At 59.6% G+C, this 21,941-nt stretch carries 11 protein-coding genes, 2 tRNA genes and 2 rRNA genes; 14 read left to right on the plus strand and 1 reads right to left on the minus strand.

The window, feature by feature from the left end:
• Positions 1-105 precede the first annotated feature (105 nt).
• Both ACKUTP_RS02210 and ACKUTP_RS02215 read left to right on the plus strand, forming a co-directional pair.
• Positions 106-3,303, plus strand: coding sequence for a hypothetical protein (locus ACKUTP_RS02210; protein WP_409063455.1), 3,198 nt, complete (start codon positions 106-108; stop codon positions 3,301-3,303).
• 21 nt (positions 3,304-3,324) lie between these two features.
• Positions 3,325-3,543 (plus strand): hypothetical protein, encoded by a 219-nt coding sequence (locus ACKUTP_RS02215; RefSeq protein WP_409063456.1) that lies wholly within the window; start codon positions 3,325-3,327, stop codon positions 3,541-3,543.
• A gap of 66 nt (positions 3,544-3,609) precedes the next feature.
• On the opposite strand, the gene ACKUTP_RS02220 is transcribed toward ACKUTP_RS02215, so the two are convergent.
• The gene (locus ACKUTP_RS02220) at positions 3,610-7,041 is read right to left on the minus strand and encodes a SpaA isopeptide-forming pilin-related protein (protein ID WP_409063457.1); all 3,432 of its coding nucleotides are present in this window, start codon (positions 7,039-7,041) and stop codon (positions 3,610-3,612) included.
• A gap of 297 nt (positions 7,042-7,338) precedes the next feature.
• Here ACKUTP_RS02220 and ACKUTP_RS02225 point away from each other — a divergent pair.
• The 12 genes from ACKUTP_RS02225 to ACKUTP_RS02280 all read left to right on the plus strand — a co-directional run bounded on the left by ACKUTP_RS02225 (position 7,339) and on the right by ACKUTP_RS02280 (position 21,813).
• Positions 7,339-7,413 (plus strand) — tRNA-Gly (locus ACKUTP_RS02225).
• 292 nt (positions 7,414-7,705) lie between these two features.
• A complete protein-coding gene (purB, locus tag ACKUTP_RS02230) occupies positions 7,706-9,052 on the plus strand; it encodes an adenylosuccinate lyase (RefSeq protein WP_022093797.1) in 1,347 nt (448 codons plus the stop codon).
• A gap of 128 nt (positions 9,053-9,180) precedes the next feature.
• Positions 9,181-9,444, plus strand: a complete 264-nt coding sequence (locus ACKUTP_RS02235) for a TIGR03905 family TSCPD domain-containing protein (protein ID WP_117848466.1) — start codon at positions 9,181-9,183, stop codon at positions 9,442-9,444.
• Positions 9,444-10,655: a twin-arginine translocation signal domain-containing protein gene (locus tag ACKUTP_RS02240; RefSeq protein ID WP_195544100.1), complete on the plus strand. Its 1,212-nt coding sequence runs from the start codon at positions 9,444-9,446 to the stop codon at positions 10,653-10,655. Before ACKUTP_RS02235 ends, ACKUTP_RS02240 begins: the two co-directional genes overlap by 1 nt.
• Before the next feature lie 154 nt (positions 10,656-10,809).
• A complete protein-coding gene (locus ACKUTP_RS02245; RefSeq protein WP_006236208.1) occupies positions 10,810-11,532 on the plus strand; it encodes a response regulator transcription factor in 723 nt (240 codons plus the stop codon).
• Between the two features lie 11 nt (positions 11,533-11,543).
• Positions 11,544-13,109, plus strand: a complete 1,566-nt coding sequence (locus tag ACKUTP_RS02250; protein WP_035136482.1) for an ATP-binding protein — start codon at positions 11,544-11,546, stop codon at positions 13,107-13,109.
• A 118-nt stretch (positions 13,110-13,227) separates the two neighbouring features.
• The gene (locus ACKUTP_RS02255) at positions 13,228-14,106 is read left to right on the plus strand and encodes a phosphoribosylaminoimidazolesuccinocarboxamide synthase (RefSeq protein WP_035136481.1); all 879 of its coding nucleotides are present in this window, start codon (positions 13,228-13,230) and stop codon (positions 14,104-14,106) included.
• A complete protein-coding gene (locus ACKUTP_RS02260; RefSeq protein ID WP_035136480.1) occupies positions 14,107-14,682 on the plus strand; it encodes a hypothetical protein in 576 nt (191 codons plus the stop codon).
• A gap of 89 nt (positions 14,683-14,771) precedes the next feature.
• On the plus strand, positions 14,772-16,052 hold the full coding sequence (locus tag ACKUTP_RS02265) for an aminopeptidase (RefSeq protein WP_409063458.1): 1,281 nt from the start codon (positions 14,772-14,774) through the stop codon (positions 16,050-16,052).
• A gap of 28 nt (positions 16,053-16,080) precedes the next feature.
• Positions 16,081-16,153, plus strand: a tRNA-Lys gene (locus ACKUTP_RS02270).
• Positions 16,154-16,930: 777 nt separating this feature from the next.
• A 16S ribosomal RNA gene (locus tag ACKUTP_RS02275) occupies positions 16,931-18,437 on the plus strand.
• 400 nt (positions 18,438-18,837) lie between these two features.
• Positions 18,838-21,813 (plus strand): 23S ribosomal RNA (locus ACKUTP_RS02280).
• The 16S and 23S rRNA genes sit together here, the layout of an rRNA operon.
• Positions 21,814-21,941: the final 128 nt, after the last annotated feature.

The following is a 21,941-nucleotide window of genomic DNA, read 5'->3' on the forward strand; positions in this document are numbered from 1 at the left end:
CCCGAATTCGGTCGTTTGCGCTCGCTCGGGGTATACTTTCGACTATATACGGTTCTAATGTGCATGCATTGGGCCTATTTGTCGGATTATGGATGTGGAGCGCACATGGCGAACACCCAGAACTATATTAACCACCTGCTGCAGAACACCGGCATTACGCCGGCATGCAGCGAAGAAGAGCGCTTGGCGGCCGAGGATATCGCTCAGATCTTCCGCAACCACGGCTTTGATCCCGAGGTTCAGGAGTTCAATGCCCCGGCGCCCAGTAGGTTGGCATTTGCCGTTACCGGTATTCTTGCGTTTGCCGGTGCCCTGCTGATGGGCATTGGTGGCGGTATCGGCTTGGTCGGCACCTTGCTGGCCATTGTCGGCGCCGTTCTTTACGTGCTCGAACGCACAGGGCACCCCGTGGTTTCGCGCCTGGGCAAGACGGGCGTGAGCCAAAATGTCATCGCCTACCACAAGGCCTCGGGCCCGCTCGCGTCTCCGCGCAACCGCCCGGTGGTCGTTGTCGCACACTACGACTCTCCCCGTGCTGAGCTGCTCGCCCGCGAGCCCTATGCTTCGTATCGTGCGCTCATCGCCAAGCTGTTGCCCGTTGCCACGGTTGCCCCCGCTGCCGTTGCCATCCTGCGTATCCTGCCGCTCCCCGGCGCGCTCAAGGTTCTGCTGTGGATTGTCGCGATCCTCGCTTCCCTCGTTGCACTTGCCAACGCGGCAAACATCATCTCTAACCGCCACATTCTTCCCTATACGTCCGGCGCGGTGTGCAACAAGTCTTCTGTCGCCGCTATGCTCGGCGTTATGGACAACGTTGCTCCCTTCCAGGGCGAGAACGAGTTTCCCGACGATGTTCCGTTCGATACCTATTTTGGGGAGCAGAAGCGTCGTGCCGAGGAAATGGCGCGCGCGGCGGCGGAGTATGCCGCGGCCCAGCAGCAAAACGACTACGGCAACACCATCGAGTACGAAGAGCCTACCTACGCCGAGGACGAGTTCGGTCAGCCGATTGCTCCCGACGCTCAGACCGAGCCCGAACAGGGCGAGGCTTTTGACGAGCAGATCGAGGGCTTTGAGGGTGCGTCTGCCGACGAGACGCTGATTGGCGCCATCGTGCCCGAGGATCAGAATCAGGCTGTCCAGGCCGAAGAGTTCAATGACGAGGTTCCCGCTGCTGAGCCGGCGGAGGAGCCTGCCGCGGCCGAGCCCGAGCCCAAGCTCTATCGCAACGCCGCCGGCAACATCCGCTTTGGTTCGGATGCCATCCGTGCGCTCGGAATGCTTCCCGAGTCCTGCACGCTCGATTACGAGGAGGGCGAGGAGCCGACGTTTGAGCCCGAGCCTGCCCCCGTCGTGACTGCGCCTGCGCCCGCTGTCACCGTGGATGATGAGTCTGCCGCGGTTGCCGCTGCCGTTGCCGAGCCCGAGGCGGTGTCTGCGATCGATCCCGCGGCAGGACTGGACATTTTGGCTCCCGCCGCGCCGGCGCAAGACGTTGCGGACGAGTCTGACGACGATTACGTTGAACAGCCGAGGCGCGTGTCTTACGAGAGCGATACTGATTTCTCTGCCGAGATTCCCGCGGCAACGCCCCATGCCGATATTGCATCCGCGTTCTCTTCGATTGGCGCCAGCGCTTCCAGCTTCTTTAAGGGTGCGCTTGCAAAGGGCAGGAAATTTGTCGACGATTTCGAGGAGAAGCGCGCTGCCGCACGCGAGGCTGCCGAGCAGGAGGCTATCGCTCAGCAGCAGGCAGCCGAGGCGGCACGTGAGCGCGCGGCGCAAGAGTTTGAGCAGAACGAGGCTATGCAGTCCGGGCCCGTCGACGCTGCCGAAGCTACGACGTCCTTTGAGTCCCAGCAACCGACGTCAGCGGATGTTGTTGAGGCAACAACGTCTTTCGAGGCTCAGCAGCACGTCGATAGCACCATGTCGTTTGATGCCGCGCAGTTCGATTCCACGATAACGTTTGAAAAGCAAGGCACCGCGATTGCCGAGCCCCTTCCTGTTTCCGATGAGCAGGGCGACGCGGCAGACGATGACGAGCCCATTGATGCTGCCGAAATCCAAGATGCCGCCGAGGACGAGTCCGTCGAGGCCAACTCTGACGAAGAGCAACACGCGGCAGCCGATCAAGGTGATTCGACCGAGGTCGAGCAGGAGGAAGTGCCTGCGGTTTCCGAGACTCCCGAGACGGATGAGTCGAGGCCTTACTCCACGCAGATTTTCACCATGCCGACCCCGAGTGGTTCCGGTGCCACGGTTGCCAATGTTGCTCCCACCCAGGACGAAACGGTCGATTCCCTTATGGCCCAGATTTCCTCCCAGGCATCGCCGCGTCCGCAGATGAATGTTCCCGATCCGGCGTCGGCACCGTCGCCTGCACCTTCCTCGTCTCCGCTGGCTTCGGTCCCCGATCCGTCGCTGCCGTCTATGAGGCAGGCAAACGTTGCGTCTCGCGCGTCGCTGTTCGACCTTCCCGATCCCTCTGCCCAGGTCAACGACCCCTTTGCTACTGCCCAGGGTCCCGAACCCACATCGGCACCCGTTGCGCCTTCTATGCCCGTTGCGTCGGGCGCGCAGCCGATCGAGACCATTTCGGCTCCCGCCCCGGCGGCACCCAAGTCTCGTAAGCGCGGCCTGGGTGGCCTGTTCGGTTGTAAAAGGAAAAACGAGCAGGACAGCATGAGTGATTGGCTGGGCGTCGAAGACGATTACGATGCCAAGAAGTCCGGTCGCGGTATCGGTTCGTGGGATAACTTCGAGGACGATAACGATGGCTGGAAGGGCGGCGCTACGTCTTCCGATGGCGCTTCTTCCGAAGATATGCTCTCGGCTGTCGCCTCTATGGGCGATGATGAGCTGCTCGGTCACGATATCTGGTTTGTGGCAACGGGCGCCTCGGATTGTGATGGCGCCGGCATGAAGGCCTTCTTGGCTTCGCATCGCGATAAGCTCCGCGGCGTATTCTTCATCAATCTTGAATCCGTCGGCGCCGGTAGGCTTTCGGTGGTGACGGTCGAGGGCGAACAGCAGCTGCTCAAGGGCGATCGCCGCATCATGAACCTGGTCAGCAAGGTGTGCAAGTCGTTCCATGTCGATTGTGGCGCGCTCGAGATGCCCTATGCCAAGACCGATGCCTATGCCGCGCTCGAGGCGAGCCGCCGAGCCCTCACCATCGCCGGCGTGGACGGCACGCGTCTGGCTTGCGCTCGTACCGAGGACGACCTGCCCCACAATGTCAACCCGACGAACATTGCCACGGTATCCGAGGTCGTGACCGAGGTTATCCGCCGTTCGTAGACGGAGCTCTAAGGAGTCAACGTGTTTTCGTATATTAAGCGCCATTGGCCTGTCTACGTGATTTTGACCTTGATTGCCATTGCGTTAGGATTTGGGGCTGCCTACATCGTGGGTGCAAAGGGCTCGACCCCCGCCTCCGCAATCAGCGAAGAGGTGGAGCAAGAACAGAGTACGGGTGCCGATGGGATTCCTGAGTCCGATCAGGCAATCGTTGATGGTGGATCTTCGTCTGCAGAGTAGATACGGCGATTTACATGATTGAAAGCGGGCGAGCCGGGGGACTGGCTCGCCCGCTTTTTCATCGCGCTAGCGCTTCTTTGGGATCGACCTAAGGCGAGCGAACCATAGGGCTGCGGCACCCGAGGTCAGGAGCGCGGTGATGCAAGCGGCGATGGGAACTGATCCTGTTGCCGGTAGGTCCTGCGGTAGGGTACAGCGTTGAATGACACGGTCCTCGTCATGTGACTCAAGTTTATCGCCGCCGCCGTTGCGGCAAAGATCGACGCGCGCGCTGTTGGTGAGTACGGTTTGGGGCGTATAAGCCGACGTTGCCTGCATGTGCACGACTGCGCCCCGAGCGTCTGTGCCAAGGATTGCTTTGGCATCGTCAAGGTCGTCGTGCTCATCTTTGAGATCATCGCGGGTCCAAGAATCCGCATCGCTTCGAGTCGTAAAGTCGGCGGCTACCGCACCGTATTCAATGCGAATGCCCGTTACGACGGTATTGGACGCAAGGTCGAGTTCTTTCGCCTCGAGTGTGGTGGATTCCGTGGTCGAGACATCCGCCTTCCAGAGGTGCCAGCCGTCGTAATCGACGAGGCGGCAATCCTCACCCAGACTTTCCCTTACTTCGTCGGACTCAAGCCAAGGATTTTCGTGCCCATCGTCAAGTGTCGCGTTTGCCGGCTCATCGACGTCTGTCGAGTCCAACGGCGTCGTGCGATACCACACGTTGCACAGACCGTTGAGGTCGCCGATGGCGACGGGGGTTTCGATTGAGACGAATCTCGCTGTGCCGTCTTTGGCGCACTCAAGATCATCGGTAATTGTGAACTCATCAACCCAGGTAGTTGAATCGTTTCGAGCGTCGATGGTATAGGAGAAAAGCCCATCCGTATTGGTTTGCATCGCGGCACGGTTTTTACCATCGCCGTTAGCCAACAGGCCCTTTTCGATAGGTTGGACAACTTCCTGACGCTTGTCGACCTGCCCCTTGATCTCGATGGGCGCATCCTTCATCGCGACGGATTGGACTTCTCCCGTATCCTTTATTTCAAACGTTATCTCCTCGGCAAGGTCATAGGTCCGCGGAGACATCATTTCGCGCAACGAGTAGGTGCCGGGTGCAAGATGTTCGACGCGGTGTGGCTTGTCGGATGAGGTCCAGGAGTCTATTTCGGTTTTATCGGGACCATATAAGGTGAGCTGTGCGCCTTCCACTTCCTGCTCACCGCTTGCATCGACCTTGGAGATATCAACCTTGGTGTAATCGTCGGATACGTTAAGCCGTGCTTCTACAACGGGTGTTTTCTGGTCGGCATAAGTAAGGTCGACAATATGGGTTGTCTGATCGAGCAAGAAGCCTGCCGGCGCTTGAGTCTCGACAACCTCGTAGCGTGCGGTGCCAGATTCCAGTGGGAGGTTGTCCGCGCGTGCTTCTCCAGTTTCATCCGTCGTGACGGTAGCGACAGTCTCACCGTCGAGCGCGGCAATGCTACCGTCGGGGCGCACGATATCACCCGAGGCGCGGATCTCAAAGACGGCGCCCGCGAGGCTGCTGCCGTCTATGGCATCGGTTTTAACGATCCTGATGTTTCCGGTCGCGGCGTGGTCATAATACGAGGCGATTGCAACGGGCGTTAGGTTCATGTCGGCGGGTATGTTTACCTCGATCTCTTCGCCGACAAGATAGGGCTCTTTGGCCGAGGTTTCGCGTACATAATAGGTGCCCGGCACGAGCGATTCGGGCAGTGTGACGGTGCCGGTCGCGTCAGTCGTAAAGGTGTCCATTACGTTATGTGCTGGATACCAGCAAGTTTGTGAGACAGGTTCGTGATTGCTGTCGAGGAGTTGGAAGGTGAATCCGGCTAGGGGAACAGAAGCGCCTGTTTGGGCATCGCGTTTTACAATCTGGAGATGCGTCGACAGAGCGTGGTTGTCCACGATATATTGAAGCTCGGCGCTGTCGGAAATCTGATTGGCCCCGACGGTCCATTCCCCTGCACGTTTAAAACCCTCGGGGACGGTTTCCGGAACCTCGCGAACCGTGTAGCCGGCACGGTCGTATGGGACGGCTCCGTGGACACCGGCGGGTCGTTTGCCTGTGCCGAACCATGCTTCGGGCTGATCTTTGGTGGAGGCAAAGCCATAGATGTTTGTGGTCAGTGTGCCAACAACCTGCTGAGAGCTGTTGCTGACAACCTCAAAGATAACACCACCCGCCGGCTGCTCCAGACCGGATTGGTCGCTATTGCCGTAATCCTTGAATTTGGAAATCTCAAGGTTAAACGCAATGGGGATATCGGAAACGCGAGATTCGATCTCGACCACGTCTGAATCGCCGAGCTGATCGGCTCCAACGGTATAGGTCCAGCTGTCGTTGGATGGTAGGTAGCCCTCGGGGGCTTTTGATTCGTAGATGGTAAAGGTTCCTAAGGGGACATCGGCGAGGGTAGCCCGACCGCTTTCGTCAGTCGTGAGAATTTGCGACCATCCAGGGGTTGATTGCGACACACACGTGAACTCTGCTCCTGCGAGTGAAGATCCCACCTGGGGGCCGGCATTCGTTGCGGCATCGAGTTTTACGATACGCAGGTTGATGGTGCCGGGTTGTTCATCGATGGCGACCTGCCCGCCGTCATTCCCCGTGGTAAAGGCAATACGATCGTGGCGGGGGACATAGCCGGTCGGCGCCTTCGTTTCAACTAGGTAGTATGCCGTGTTGGGCAGAAGTGTTGCTTGCGCTCGACCGTTGCTGTCCATCTTGATGGTGCCGACACGCGCGCCGCTGCCGCTCTCAAAAATATCGAATGTTGCCCCGGTAAACTGATAGGTATTGTTTCCGCTGGTAATAACGGTGTTCGCAGACTGCTTTTGGAAGGAAACAGAGACCGCCGGCAGTACATAGAGCATGTCTTGACGTTTGCTGCCGCCCGATACGGCCCCTAGATAGCGTCGCGCGCGGTGCGGAGCGGCTTTGATGCTTCCTGATTTTGCGCTGTCGTGGAGCCACCGCGCAGCCGTCACGACTTCATTGTCGGCGGTAAAGTGTCCGCTCTTGGTTTTACCCTGAGCGGTCGTGTAGGAGTAGGTGCCGTCGACATGGGTAGTGCCGTTGAGCATCCATACGGCAAGCTGGGTGGCGGCGCGGGCGCGATCGGGTGAAAGATGGTAACCGCCAAACGACGTGGTGGTGGGATATCCGTGACAAACGATTGCCGCGAACTCGTCGTCGAGCCACACCCAGCCTTGATCAAAGTTGAGCCATGGGCCGCCCGGTTTGGTGGGGCCGGGGCGCTCCTGGTTCATGCAGTAGGCAATCGAGGCGTCTTGAGCTTCATACTTGCCGATGAAGAAGGGTCCACAATCATCGCTAATAGTGCGGAAGCCGAGCTGGTCGTAGCCATCGACGGCAAATGCGGCTCCCGGTGCCAGGCAGCCGAAAAGCAGGAAGAGGAGCAGGAGCAGCGGACCTGTTGCGATTGCGCTGTGGACAGAGTGCGTGGGTGCGTTGGACATGGCTGCTCCTTATCCCTCGTGCGTCGCACGGGGAGGCTGCGACGCGTAGGATGAGGCTACCCCCGAGGTTCATGCGGGTAAGTACCGGAGCCTGACCAAAAGCTTGCCCAATTCCTGACAAATTGAGCTCAAATACAACAATCAAGCAAAAGCGCAGGTAAAAGATAAGGGGAACAGGAAGCCAAAGGTCCTCGTCTCCACAATTGACGCGATTTTCAAACGAATCTCCACAGCTAAAACAAGCATCGCCACCCTTGTGTCGAACAAGACAACCGCGTTATACTATCCCCCACATATGCGGGCATCGCCAAGTGGTAAGGCATCAGCTTCCCAAGCTGACACTCGCGGGTTCGAGTCCCGTTGCCCGCTCCAAAAAAGTAAAAGCACGACACCGTTTCGGTGCCGTGCTTTTTTCAACAAAGCGCCGGGACTCGAACCCGACAGGGTGCGAGCGTTAAGCAAATGTGAAGCGTTTGTAGCGAGCAGGCGAAGGCGCCGACAGGCGCCTGAAGCCGGTGCGGATTTGCGAAGCAAATACGCGGATGTCCCGTTGCCCGCTCCAATTCCAAAATGTTAGGTTAATGCCTGCTGCCCATACTTGCACCTGCGCACGGTACAATGGATGGGTTACGACCAACGTGCCAATAACCAAAAAGGAGCCGCTATGATCGATCGCTATACCCGCCCGGAGATGGGACACATCTTCTCCCTCGAGAACAAGTACGCCATTTGGCAGGAGATCGAGGTTCTGGCCTGCGAGGCCCAGGCGGAGCTCGGCAAGATCGGTATTTCCAAAGACGAGGCCCAGTGGATCCGCGACCATGCCAACTTTGAGAAGGCGAAGGTCGATGAGATCGAGGAAGTCACGCGCCACGACGTCATTGCCTTCCTGACCAACATGAAGGAATACATCGATGCCGATGTTCCCGAGGGCGACCCCAAGCCCAGCCGCTGGGTTCACTATGGCATGACCAGCTCGGATCTGGGCGACACGGCCCTGTGCTACCAGCTCACCCAGGCCTGCGACCTGATCATCGAGGACGTCAAGAAGCTCGGCGAGATTTGCAAGCGTCGCGCCTTTGAGGAGCGCAACACGCTCTGTGCCGGCCGCACTCATGGCATCCACGCCGAGCCGATGACCTTCGGCATGAAGTTTGGCTCTTGGGCCTGGGAGCTCAAGCGCGATCTGGATCGTCTTGAGGACGCCCGCAAGAATGTTGCCTTTGGTGCCATCTCGGGCGCTGTCGGCACGTACAGCTCCATCGAGCCGTTCGTCGAGGAGTATGTCTGCGAGCACCTGGGCCTGGTTCACGACCCGCTGTCCACACAGGTTATCAGCCGCGACCATCACGCCTATCTCGCCGGCGTTCTCGCCACCACCGCAGCCACCTGCGAGCGCATCGCTACCGAGGTCCGCAATCTGCAGAAGACTGATACGCTCGAGGCCGAGGAGCCGTTCCGTAAGGGTCAAAAGGGCAGCTCCGCCATGCCGCACAAGCGCAACCCCATCACCATGGAGAAGGTCTGCGGCCTGTCGCGCGTCGTGAAGGCCAACGCGCAGGTTGCCTTCGACAACGTCGCCCTGTGGCACGAGCGTGACATTTCGCACTCCTCTGCCGAGCGCGTCGCCCAGGCCGATAGTTTCATCGCGCTCGACCACATGTTCCAGTGCCTCATCCGCGTTATCGACGGCCTGCAGCTGTACCCTGCCCGCATGATGGCCAACCTCAATAAGACCCGTGGCCTCATCTTCTCCTCCAAGGTGCTGCTCGCCCTCGTCGACACGGGCATCACCCGCGAGGACGCGTACGCCATTGTGCAGGAGAACGCCATGGCAACCTGGCACGAGGTACAGGATTGTGTCTCCGGCCCCACCTTTAAGGAGCGTCTCGAGGCCGACCCGCGCTGCACCGTCAGTCAGGAGAAGCTCGACGAGATTTTTGATCCGTGGGACTTCCTCACCCGTATCGACACGGTCTTTGATCGTCTGGAGCAGTTGAGCTTCGAGTAGGTTCGGGCATAACGTTAGCTTTTTAGGGCGCTTTGCTGGTAATGTGTGTTGCCGGCGAAGCGCCTCGTTGCATTTAGGGAAAGACGGGGATAATAGTCGTCTCGAATAACATTCTGAGAGGGGATCGCATGATTTCGTTTGATTACAAGCCTCAGGGCGTGTGTGCTCGCAATATTCACCTTGACCTTTCCGATGACGGCAACAAGGTGATGGGCGTTGAGTTTACCGGTGGCTGCGACGGCAATCTCAAGGCAATCTCCAAGCTGGTCGAGGGCGCTCCTGCCGATCGCGTAATCGAGGTTCTCGCCGGTAATACCTGCGGTATGAAAAAGACCTCCTGCGCCGACCAGCTTACGCGCGCTATCGAGGCCGCTCGCGCCGAGATCGCCTAATGGGTATCGCCGATCACATCAAGAACGGAATATCGCGTCGCGGCTTTGTACTCGGTGGGGCTGCCGCGGGCGCTGCCACGGTGCTTGCCGGATGCTCGAAAAAAACGGGTACCAGCGATGATGCCGCCGGCGAGCCGCAGGTTATCAAGGACGATTCCAAGATCATCTCGATTACGGATGAGTACGAGGCAGTCGACATCGATCTTGAGCCGGCGGCGTCGTGGACGCTGCCGCTGGGTACGCTGCTGTACTACTGCGACGGCGATTACGCCGCGGCGATGATGGCGCCCGCATCGGCACTGCACGCCAACACACTCGGTGTGCTCAACCTGGGCGATGGCTCGCTTACCACATTAATCGAGGATCCTATCGAGGGCACGGGATATGCATTCTACGATGTCCGTGCCGGCGACGGCGTATTCGCGTGGGTTGAGATGAACTTTGCCAATTCATCGTGGAAGCTCTACGCTCAAAATCTGTCGGGCGCTTCGCTCTCTGGCGATGTGGTTGAGCTCGATCGAGGTGGCAAGGACTATGATCCGCCCCTGTTCACGGCGTTCGGGTCATCAGTCATCTGGTATAAAATGCCTTCGGCAGGCGGCAATAAAACGAGTAGTGATTCGTTTTGCTATCGTCGCTCGCTTGATGAATCCAAGGCCGAGGCAATTTGGAAATCGACGGGCCGCTTTGCATCGGCCCCGCGCGCGAGCGACGGCATTTTGACCATCTCGCCGCGTGTCCGCAACGACGAGGGCGTCTACTACGGCATAACGGCAATCGATCTGACCGACGGCAACAACACCAAGCGTGCCCAGCTGGTCCTCCCTTCGTCAGTTTCGCCTTTCGAGGCCGTATATATGGGCGATACCTTCGTGTTTTCTATCGAGGCGGCCTATAGTGGCGTGGGCAGCCTGGGCAATATGGGCACGTATATCGGTAATGAGGGAGGGCCGTACCTCTTCCTGTCACGCGAGCCGCTCGCATGTGCGGCTGGCAAGAAGAATAAATACCTTGTTAAGGTACAGGCGTCGCATTTCCTGATCGACACCTCTGCCAAGACCTATGGCTCGCTGCTGTCGCCCGACCGCGCTTTGGAGTATGGCGATTATCCAGCTACGGCGGGAAAATCGGACTCATTCCTTACGTACGCCACGGTGCGCAACAGCCAGGGTATACCAGAGACGGTCACTGCACGCCTGTTCTCTCTTTAAGCTTAGAGGGGTTAAAAAGGCGCCAACAGGGGAATAAGCGCGTTGTAATTGTGAGTACCGCCCGCCGAGCTGCCGCGTCATAGCGGCATCTGGCGGGCTCAGGTGCGTTAAAATGGGCTTGTTCTTAGCTAATTGAGACAGGGGGGGCCGTGTTATGGCTTCAGATGCAAAAAAGATTCTGCTGGTCGAGGATGAGAAGGCAATCCGTGACGCCGTCGCTGCCTATCTCGAGCGCGAAGGCTACTGGGTTGTGGGCGTCGGCGACGGCCAGTCCGCGATCGAGGAGTTCGAGAAGCATCAGTTCGACCTGGTCGTGCTCGATCTTATGCTCCCCAAGATTCCCGGCGAGCGTGTTTGCCGCACCATTCGCGATACCTCGGATGTCCCCATCATCATGCTGACGGCTAAGGGCGAGATCGAGGACCGTATTATCGGTCTTGAGCTCGGCGCCGACGACTATCTGATTAAGCCGTTCTCGCCGCGCGAGCTCGTCGCCCGCGTTCGCGCTCTGTTCCGCCGTGCCCACCAGGCCGACGAGCCCGCCGTCGAGGTGCTCGACTTCGGCGATCTGGTCATCGATATTTCGGGCCACAAGATCTTGGTCGAGGGCAAGGAAGTCGATCTGACGGCTTCCGAGTTCAAGCTGCTCACCACACTTGCTCGTCATCCCGGCCGTGTCTACAACCGTATGGAGCTGGTCGAGAAGGTGCTTGGGTATGACTTTGAGGGCTATGAGCGCACCATCGATAGCCACGTGAAGAACCTTCGCGCCAAGCTGGGCGATGATCCCAAGAAGCCCAAGTGGCTCTACACCGTCCATGGTGTCGGCTATCGCTTCGAGGCTCCGGCTAAGACCGATAAGTCGGACGAGAAATAGGGAAATCACATATGACACCTGCGCGCTTTGAAATCGGACAAAAGCACAAGCAGGAGAGCGAGGCGGGTTCCAAGGCTAGTTGGAACACGCCTCGTTCCGATTCACGGCCAACGATGAGCTATCCCTCGCGCATGGCACTTGCTTTTGCTCTGACATCGCTCATGACGGTATTGGTGCTGGTGGGCGTTGTCTCTGTTGTGTGGGGCACGGTCTTTTCGGATTACACACGCTCCAATATCGTCGAAATCGCAAATTCCGCTGCCGAGAAGTTGGCGACCTCATATGAGGAAAACGGCTCTTGGACCGCGGGAGAACTGCGCACGGTCGCAACGTCGAGTTTGGTTTCCGACGATCTGGGCATGCAGGTCGTCAATAAAAAGGGCGTGATCGTTTATGACGATTCCTGGCCCTCGGCAAGCGCGACCGCCGATGTACGCGAAAACCAGGCTACGACCGACGACACGAGCGGCAAGAGGGCATCGCATAGCCCGGTCTCGTCTGCTCCAACCGACTCCGATAGCGTTGCTAACGTCGAGATTGTAACGTCTTCCGGCGAGCATGTCGGACAGGTAAAGCTGTGGGCCATCGGCTCCGACGCTCTGCTCACCAAGGCGGACTCTGCGTTTAGGGAGAAGACCTTTAACGCCATGGCCCTCGCCGCGGTTGTTGCAATCTGCATTTCGGTCGTTATCGGATCGCTCGTGTCGCGCATGCTCACCAAGCCGATTCATCGCATCACCAGTACCGCAAAGCAAATCCGTGACGGCGACCTGTCGGCTCGCACGGGACTGCGCGGTGATGACGAGATCGATCAGCTGGGTGAGACCTTCGATGAGATGGCCACTTCGCTCGAGAAGGATATGAAACACGAGAAGCGCCTGACCTCAGACGTTGCACACGAGCTTCGCACGCCGCTTATGGCCATGCTCGCAACGGTCGAGGCCATGCAGGATGGCGTGTATCCCACCGACGATGAGCATTTGGAGACCGTTGCTTCCGAGACGCGTCGCCTGGCTCGTCTGGTGCAGCAGATGCTCGACCTGTCGCGTATGGAAAACAGCACGGCTCCGCTCAATCTAGAACCGGTGGACATGGTTCCGTTCGTGCGATCGATTGTGAATGGCCAGGAGCGCCTGTTTGCCGACCGTGACCTGCGTTTGCGCTTTGCAGATGAGACGCAGGGCCACGATGACGTTGTCGAGGCAGATCCCGACATGATCACGCAATGTGTTATCAACCTCATGAGCAACGCCATGCGCTACACCCCCGAGGGCGGTTGGGTCGTGGTGTCGGTGCTCAGTGACCGCAGGCACGTCAGCATTGCCGTTTCTGATACCGGCATCGGTATTGCCAAGGACGATCTGTCGCGCATTTTCGGGCGGTTTTGGCGCGCCGATGCCAGCCGCGCCCGCGAAGCTGGCGGCCTGGGCGTCGGCCTCGCCGTGACCAAGCAGATTGTCGAGCGTCACCATGGCTACATATCCGTGGAGTCGGAGCTTGGAAAGGGTACGACTTTTACAATTCATCTGCCCCGCGAGCACACGGCAGACGCGGCATCTACTACAATGGAGCACTAGCTTTTCGCTATTCGGTGAAGGAGGGGCCGCGTCCCTGCCGCTCCGAGTTTGCGAAAACATGCGGGAAAGAACCCGCATTTCTGTCGTATTTAGGTAAGGAGTGACTCACGTGACAACGATGGAGCGTCGTCCGGATTCCCGTGGCAAGGTTCGTGATATTTACGATGCCGGTGAAAACCTGCTGATGGTCGCCACCGACCGCATTTCTGCGTTCGACTTCATTCTTCCCGACGAGATTCCGTTTAAGGGAGAGGTGCTCAATCGCATCTCGGCATTCTGGTTCGATAAGTTTGCCGACATCGTCCCCAACCATCTCGTTTCCATCGACCCGGCGGATTTCCCCGAGGAGTTTGCTGAGTATCGTGACTACCTCGCTGGCCGCGCCATGCTGGTTAAGAAGGCCCAGACGATTCCTATCGAGTGCATCGTCCGCGGCTATCTGACCGGTTCGGGCAAGAAGACCTACGACGAGAACGGCACCGTCTGCGGCATCCAGCTGCCTGAGGGCCTGACCGAGGCTTCCAAGCTTCCCGAGCCGTTGTTCACGCCGTCCACGAAGGCCGAGATCGGTGACCACGACGAGAACATCTCGTTCGAGCGTTGCTGCGAGATCGTGGGCGAGGACATCGCCACGCAGATTCGTGACCTTTCCCTCAAGATCTACAAGGCCGCTGCCGAGTACGCCGCGACCCGTGGCATCATCATTGCCGACACCAAGTTCGAGTTTGGTGTTATTGATGGCAAGGTCACGCTGATCGACGAGTGCCTCACGCCCGACTCCAGCCGTTTCTGGCCTGCTGCCAGCTACGAGGAGGGCAAGATCCAGCCTAGCTACGACAAGCAATTCGTCCGCAATTGGCTCAAGGCCAACTGGGATATGACGGGGGAGACCCCGCACCTGCCCGCCGAGGTCATCGATGGCACGTCCGAGCGCTATCGCGAGGCCTTCCAGATCATCACCGGCTCCCAGTTCACAAGCATGAAGGAGAACGCATAAGTGAGTACCCGTAGCGCCACGAACAAGCGCACGCAATCCCACGAAGTTACCGGGGTTGCGCGCAAGTCTGCCGCATCTGCTAAGCCCGCCCGCCAAGCAGCGAGCTCCGTTCGCGTCGTGCCGGCTTCGTCTAAGGCACGCCGCAAAGAGCTCGAGAAGGGCGAGAACCTCGAGGGCCTCTCTAAAGAGGAGAAGCGCGCCCGCAAGGCCAAGCAGCGCGCCAAGGAGGACCGCATCTATACGGTGTCGAATATCCTCCTCAAGCAGGACGAGGACTACACCAAGCGCCGTCGCATCTGGTGGATTGTGCTCGCCATTGGCATGGTGCTCGTCGTGGCAATTTGGGCCTCGCTGTACTTCGCTCCCGCTGGCATGGTGTCCAGCCCTGTCCAGATGGTCGGCATCGTTTTGTCCTATGTCATCATCCTAGGTGACTTTATCTACGACTTCGCTCGTATTCGTCCCTTGCGCAACATGTACCGCGCGCAGGCCGAGGGCATGTCCGAGAACAAGCTCAACGCTCTTATTGAGCGCGCGGCTGCCGAGGAGGACCAGAAGGACTCCAAGAAGAAGTAGCGTTTGCATACATACTTATCGCTAAGATATAAGGCGCGTCGTTTTTGCGGCGCGCCTTTTTACTGTTCTATAGATAGATGGAGTGGCACATGATTCGAGCTGCCCTGACGGTCGAAGAGGCTCTGGAGGGCATGAAGGCCCTGGAGCCCAAGATTAAAAACTACGCGCGCCTGGTCGTCCGCAAGGGCGTAAACGTCAAGCCCGGCCAGGAGGTCGTCGTTCAGTCTCCGGTCGAGTGCGCGCCGTTTGCGCGCGTGGTGGTCGCGGAGGCCTATGCTGCCGCCGCCGGCCACGTGACGGTCATTTGGGCCGATGATGCCGTGACGAGGCTCACGTACGAGCATGTCGAGAAAAGCTATTTTGAGCAGACGCCCGAGTGGAAGCGCATGCAGCTGGATTCCTTGGCCCAGGATGGTGCCTGCTTTGTCTTTATCGAGGGTGCGGATCCTGCGGCCCTCAAGGGCATCGATCCAGCCAAGCCGGCCGCGGCATCAAAGGCGAGGAATACGCAGTGCAAAGTTTTCCGCCGTGGACTGGATTACAACATCAATCCGTGGTGCATCGCCGGCGCTCCGGTCGTGGCTTGGGCGCAAGAGGTGTTCCCAGGAGACGCCGATGAGGTTGCAATCTATAAGCTGTGGAATGCGATTCTGCACACCGCGCGCGCCGATGGCCAGGACCCGGAGAGCGACTGGGAACTCCATGACGCCGCATTCGAAAAGAACCTGCGCTTCCTGAACGACAATCGTTTCGACTACCTGCACTACACCGCGGCAAATGGAACCGATTTGACGATTGGCATGACGAAGGGTCACGAGTGGGCCGGCGGCAAGGGCAAGACGCCCGATGGACACCCCTTCTTCCCCAACATTCCCACCGAGGAAGTCTTCACCTCGCCCGATCGCATGCGCGCCGACGGTATCGTGTATTCTGCCATGCCGCTCATCCACCACGGCAATAAGGTCGACGATTTTTGGATTAAGTTTGAGGGAGGCCGCGTGGTGGACTACGACGCCCGTGTGGGCAAGGCAACGCTCGCGAGCATCATTGACACCGACGAAGGTGCCGCTCATCTGGGCGAGGTCGCGCTCATCTCCAAGAACACGCCGATCCGCGAAAGTGGTGTTCTGTTCTACGATACGCTCTATGACGAGAACGCTAGCTGCCATCTCGCGCTAGGTGTAGGTTTCCCCGAATGCATCGAGGGTGGGTATGACATGTCCAAGGAGGAGCTCCTGGAGCATGGCGTTAACGTCTCGAGCACGCACGTCGATTTTATGATCGGCACGGACGACATCGATATTACGGGCATTACGCCTGATGGACGTGAAGTTGTGATTTTCCAGAACGGCCAATGGAGTTGGGAATAGTCCCAGACCGTGGTACAATGCCACCCGCGGGCCGTTAGCTCAGCTGGCAGAGCAGGGGACTTTTAATCCCAAGGTCCAGGGTTCGAACCCCTGACGGCCCACCCAAAGATTGTTGAGGCGGTCAACTTCGGTTGGCCGTCTTTTTTGTCGCCCTTTCATGGGTTCGAACCCGTCGGGGCGCGGAGCTGAGTAAACGCGTGAGCGTTTGCCAGCGCAGCGCGCAAGGCGCGAAAGCGCCGCAGCGGCCGCCTGCGAAGCAGGCTGAACCCCTGACGGCCCACCATGGAATAGAAAGCGACCAACTCCGGTTGGTCGCTTTTTTGTTGCCGGTGCACGGGTTCGAACCCGTATCTAGCTATATATAAGAACGCTTGGCGAACAAAACCCGCCTTTTACCGATGGGAAACAAATAACTGATGCCTTTGGAGTAAAGTAGCGCTCCAGAGATGACCGATGTCTCAATACACATAAAACAGCTGGTCATCGTCAATATCAGAAGCCAATGCTTCAGTTTTAACCTCAGTGATGCGACTGAGGGACCTATTTATTTGTGAACAAAATATGGAGTGCGCGATTCCCGCCCACGGCGCCCCTCCGGTCTGGCAATATATCTCCTTGCCGCGCGGCCCGGTCGGACCGGGAACCAGCGCAGGCGTGCACCTTGAGAACCGGATACTGCGAGGATGGACACACCAGTTGTGTCGCATCCGGGCAGACATCGAACCATTTGAAATGGTCTAACTTGGATTTGTTTTTCGCAAGGCCGCCGAGAGGCGGCCCCGAGAAATTCCTTTTCCTATCTAATAGAACCATATGAATCGAACGGAACCGATCAGCGATGACTGAGAGGACCGGACGGGCTCGAAGCCCATACATTTTGGACGGAGAGTTCGATCCTGGCTCAGGATGAACGCTGGCGGCGCGCCTAACACATGCAAGTCGAACGGCACCCCTCTCCGGAGGGAAGCGAGTGGCGAACGGCTGAGTAACACGTGGAGAACCTGCCCCCTCCCCCGGGATAGCCGCCCGAAAGGACGGGTAATACCGGATACCCCGGGGCGCCGCATGGCACCCCGGCTAAAGCCCCGACGGGAGGGGATGGCTCCGCGGCCCATCAGGTAGACGGCGGGGTGACGGCCCACCGTGCCGACAACGGGTAGCCGGGTTGAGAGACCGACCGGCCAGATTGGGACTGAGACACGGCCCAGACTCCTACGGGAGGCAGCAGTGGGGAATCTTGCGCAATGGGGGGAACCCTGACGCAGCGACGCCGCGTGCGGGACGGAGGCCTTCGGGTCGTAAACCGCTTTCAGCAGGGAAGAGTCAAGACTGTACCTGCAGAAGAAGCCCCGGCTAACTACGTGCCAGCAGCCGCGGTAATACGTAGGGGGCGAGCGTTATCCGGATTCATTGGGCGTAAAGCGCGCGTAGGCGGCCCGGCAGGCCGGGGGTCGAAGCGGGGGGCTCAACCCCCCGAAGCCCCCGGAACCTCCGCGGCTTGGGTCCGGTAGGGGAGGGTGGAACACCCGGTGTAGCGGTGGAATGCGCAGATATCGGGTGGAACACCGGTGGCGAAGGCGGCCCTCTGGGCCGAGACCGACGCTGAGGCGCGAAAGCTGGGGGAGCGAACAGGATTAGATACCCTGGTAGTCCCAGCCGTAAACGATGGACGCTAGGTGTGGGGGGACGATCCCCCCGTGCCGCAGCCAACGCATTAAGCGTCCCGCCTGGGGAGTACGGCCGCAAGGCTAAAACTCAAAGGAATTGACGGGGGCCCGCACAAGCAGCGGAGCATGTGGCTTAATTCGAAGCAACGCGAAGAACCTTACCAGGGCTTGACATATGGGTGAAGCGGGGGAGACCCCGTGGCCGAGAGGAGCCCATACAGGTGGTGCATGGCTGTCGTCAGCTCGTGTCGTGAGATGTTGGGTTAAGTCCCGCAACGAGCGCAACCCCCGCCGCGTGTTGCCATCGGGTGATGCCGGGAACCCACGCGGGACCGCCGCCGTCAAGGCGGAGGAGGGCGGGGACGACGTCAAGTCATCATGCCCCTTATGCCCTGGGCTGCACACGTGCTACAATGGCCGGTACAGAGGGATGCCACCCCGCGAGGGGGAGCGGATCCCGGAAAGCCGGCCCCAGTTCGGATTGGGGGCTGCAACCCGCCCCCATGAAGTCGGAGTTGCTAGTAATCGCGGATCAGCATGCCGCGGTGAATGCGTTCCCGGGCCTTGTACACACCGCCCGTCACACCACCCGAGTCGTCTGCACCCGAAGTCGCCGGCCCAACCGTCAAGGGGGGAGGCGCCGAAGGTGTGGAGGGTGAGGGGGGTGAAGTCGTAACAAGGTAGCCGTACCGGAAGGTGCGGCTGGATCACCTCCTTTCTAGGGAGATACATTCTTAGAGAGACAAACTTTAACTCGAATAGAGGGCAGGAGCCCGTCCGGTAGATGTCCCGCCACGGATGATTCCCCGCAGCACCCGGTCCCCGGGGTCGCACCCGCGTACCTTGAGAGCCGCATAGCGATAGGAGAGAGATGGAAGATCAATTTCTTCCAGACTCGATTCTTTTCTGCGATTTATCAGACAGAATGATAGCAATCATTCATCCGATCCAAACAAGAAGAATTCACTTATATATGAGTGAGGAGCATCTGATCGCGAGCACAGTTCAACTACTGTGCCGCGGTATGAGATACCCGAATTGCGACATACGAGCGCTATTCATGATATCGATTAATTAATTTTAGCGACACGTGGATATCCCGCGGGCCCGATGCGGTCCCGCAAGATACCACGGGCGCACGGCGGATGCCTTGGCACAGGGAGCCGATGAAGGACGCGGCAAGCTGCGATAATCCCCGGCGAGGAGCACACATCCTTCGACCCGGGGGTCTCCGAATGGGCGAACCCATGCACAGCGGTGTGCATATCCCCCCGCTGAACACATAGGCGGGGGGAGGACAACCCGGGGAACTGAAACATCTAAGTACCCGGAGGAGAGGAAATCAATCTCGAGACTCCCCGAGTAGCGGCGAGCGAAAGGGGACCGATGGCCAAACCGTCGAGCGGGCATACCCGGCAGGGGTTCCGCCGACGGGGTTGCAGGGCCGCGCATCCGGGGGCTGCCGCCCCCGGGCGCAGGTCCGGCTGGGGAGCGGAACGGCATGGGAGGGCCGGCCGCAGCGGGTGACAGCCCCGTACGCGAACCCAGACCGGACGGCGCGACGCGGTCCCTGAGTAGGGCCGGGCACGTGAAACCCGGTCCGAACCTGGGTGGACCACCATCCAAGCCTGAGTACTACCCTGTGACCGATAGCGCACCAGTACCGTGAGGGAAAGGTGAAAAGCACCCCGGGAGGGGAGTGAAACAGTACCTGAAACCGTGCGCCCACGAGCAGTCGGAGCAACTTTATGTTGTGACGGCGTGCCTTTTGTAGAATGAGCCAGCGAGTCGCTGGCGCGGGGCGAGGTTAACCGAAAGGGAGCCGGAGCGAAAGCGAGCCTTAACAGGGCGACTTGAGTCCCGCGCCGCGGACGCGAAGCCGGGTGAGCTATCCGTGGGCAGGCTGAAGCGGGGGTAAGACCCCGTGGAGGGCCGAACGCACGTCGGTTGAAAACGGCGGCGATGACCTGCGGATAGGGGTGAAAGGCCAATCAAACCCGGAGATATCTCGTTCTCCCCGAAATAGCTTTAGGGCTAGCGTCGCGCGTTCACCGCCGGAGGTAGAGCACCGGATGGACGAGGGGGCTTCGCCGCCTACCGAATCCAACCGAACTCCGAATGCCGGCGGCCCAGAGCGCGGCAGTCAGAGCATGTGGGCTAAGCTGTGTGCTCGAGAGGGAAACAGCCCGGACCGCCCGCTAAGGTCCCCAAGTTCCAGCCGAGTGGCAAAGGATGTGCGTCCGCCCAGACAACCAGGATGTTGGCTTAGAAGCAGCCATCCATTCAAAGAGTGCGTAACAGCTCACTGGTCGAGTGGACATGCGCCGACAATACACGGGGCTAAGCTGGACACCGAAGCGGCGGGATTTTAATTCATTAGAATCGGTAGGGGAGCTTCCCATGGGCGGAGAAGCCGGAGGGCGACCGACGGTGGAGCGCATGGGAGTGAGAATGCTGGCATGAGTAGCGAGAGACGAGAGAGTAACTCGTCCGCCGTGAACCCGAGGTTTCCTGGGCAAGGCTAATCCTCCCAGGGTCAGTCGGGGGCTAAGGCGAGGCCGGTAGGCGTAGCCGACGCGCAGCAGGCAGACATTCCTGCACCGCGCACGCGGCGCTACGACCGACGGGGCGACGGATGGGGGTGGCTCGGCGGGGTTCTGGACGTCCCCGTGATGGAGCGCGGCCCGCGGACCAGGGAAATCCGGTCCGCATCGAGGGCGAGGCTCCGGACGAAGCGACTGAGCGAAGCGAGTGAGCCCGAGGTCCCTAGAAAAACCCCTAGGCAGGCGCGTGCGCGCCCGTACCGCAAACCGACACAGGTGGGTGGGTAGAACATACCGAGGCGATCGGGTCAACCATGGTCAAGGAACTCGGCACAATGGCCCCGTAACTTCGGGAGAAGGGGTGCCCGCGCGTACGTGAACCGGCTCGCCCGGGGAGCGGAGGCGGGCCGCAGTGGAGAGGCCCAAGCGACTGTTTACCAAAAACACAGGACTCTGCAGAAGCCGCAAGGCGACGTATAGGGTCTGACGCCTGCCCGGTGCCGGAAGGTCACGCGGAGGAGTTAGCCGATTCGGCGAAGCCCCGAAGCCAAGCCCCGGTAAACGGCGGCCGTAACTATAACGGTCCTAAGGTAGCGAAATTCCTTGTCGGGTAAGTTCCGACCTGCACGAAAGGCGCAACGACTTGGGCGCTGTCTCGACCATGGACCCGGTGAAATTGCACTGGTCGTGAAGATGCGACTTACCCGCGGAAGGACGGAAAGACCCCGTGAACCTTCACTGCAGCTTGGCATTGGCCGCTGGTCCCGCGTGTAGAGGATAGGCAGGAGGCACAGATCCGGAGGCGCCAGCCCCCGGGGAGCCGCCCTTGGAATACTGCCCTCGCGCGACCGGCGTCCTAACCCGAGGCCGTCAACCGGCTCGGGGACCGTGCCAGGCGGGCAGTTTGACTGGGGCGGTCGCCTCCTAAAGGGTAACGGAGGCGCGCGAAGGTCCGCTCGGGACGGTCGGCAACCGTCCTTTTGAATGCAAGAGTACAAGCGGGCTTGACTGCGAGGCCCACAAGCCGAGCAGGTGCGAAAGCAGGCTCTAGTGATCCGGCGGCCCCGAGTGGGTGGGCCGTCGCTCAACGGATAAAAGGTACTCCGGGGATAACAGGCTGATCTTGCCCAAGAGTCCACATCGACGGCAAGGTTTGGCACCTCGATGTCGGCTCATCGCATCCTGGGGCTGGAGCAGGTCCCAAGGGTACGGCTGTTCGCCGTTTAAAGCGGTACGCGAGCTGGGTTCAGAACGTCGTGAGACAGTTCGGTCCCTATCCTCCGTGGGCGCAGGAGAATCGATGGAGGCTGCCCCCAGTACGAGAGGACCGGGGTGGACGCACCTCCGGTGAACCGGTTGTCGACCAACGGCACGGCCGGGTAGCCGCGTGCGGCGCGGATAACCGCTGAAGGCATCTAAGCGGGAAGCCGTTCCAGGGATTAGTTCTCCTTCCGGTAAGGGCCCAGGTAGACTACCTGGTCGATAGACGGCAGGTGCAAGGGCGGCGACGTCCTCAGCCGAGCCGCACTAATCGCCCGAGCTCTTCCGGAACCGCACCTCGCGGCCCGCGGGACTTAGCGCTTGCGCGGTCCGGGCACGAGGATGCCCCCGAGTCATCTTTCCTATGCGCCATGCGGCCCCCAGGGCACGTGTAAGGTGAGACCCAGGACACCGTAACG

The sequence above is a fragment of the Collinsella sp. wc0529 genome (assembly GCF_046116875.1).
Lineage (GTDB): Bacteria > Actinomycetota > Coriobacteriia > Coriobacteriales > Coriobacteriaceae > Collinsella.

Coding starts and splice junctions, on each gene's coding strand:
- ACKUTP_RS02245 (WP_006236208.1), top strand. CDS start 10,810: ATGGCTTCAGATGCAAAAAAGATTCTGCTGGTCGAGGATGAGAAGGCA.
- ACKUTP_RS02255 (WP_035136481.1), top strand. CDS start 13,228: ATGGAGCGTCGTCCGGATTCCCGTGGCAAGGTTCGTGATATTTACGAT.
- purB (WP_022093797.1), top strand. CDS start 7,706: ATGATCGATCGCTATACCCGCCCGGAGATGGGACACATCTTCTCCCTC.
- ACKUTP_RS02210 (WP_409063455.1), top strand. CDS start 106: ATGGCGAACACCCAGAACTATATTAACCACCTGCTGCAGAACACCGGC.
- ACKUTP_RS02235 (WP_117848466.1), top strand. CDS start 9,181: ATGATTTCGTTTGATTACAAGCCTCAGGGCGTGTGTGCTCGCAATATT.
- ACKUTP_RS02240 (WP_195544100.1), top strand. CDS start 9,444: ATGGGTATCGCCGATCACATCAAGAACGGAATATCGCGTCGCGGCTTT.
- ACKUTP_RS02220 (WP_409063457.1), bottom strand. CDS start 7,041: ATGTCCAACGCACCCACGCACTCTGTCCACAGCGCAATCGCAACAGGT.
- ACKUTP_RS02250 (WP_035136482.1), top strand. CDS start 11,544: ATGACACCTGCGCGCTTTGAAATCGGACAAAAGCACAAGCAGGAGAGC.
- ACKUTP_RS02265 (WP_409063458.1), top strand. CDS start 14,772: ATGATTCGAGCTGCCCTGACGGTCGAAGAGGCTCTGGAGGGCATGAAG.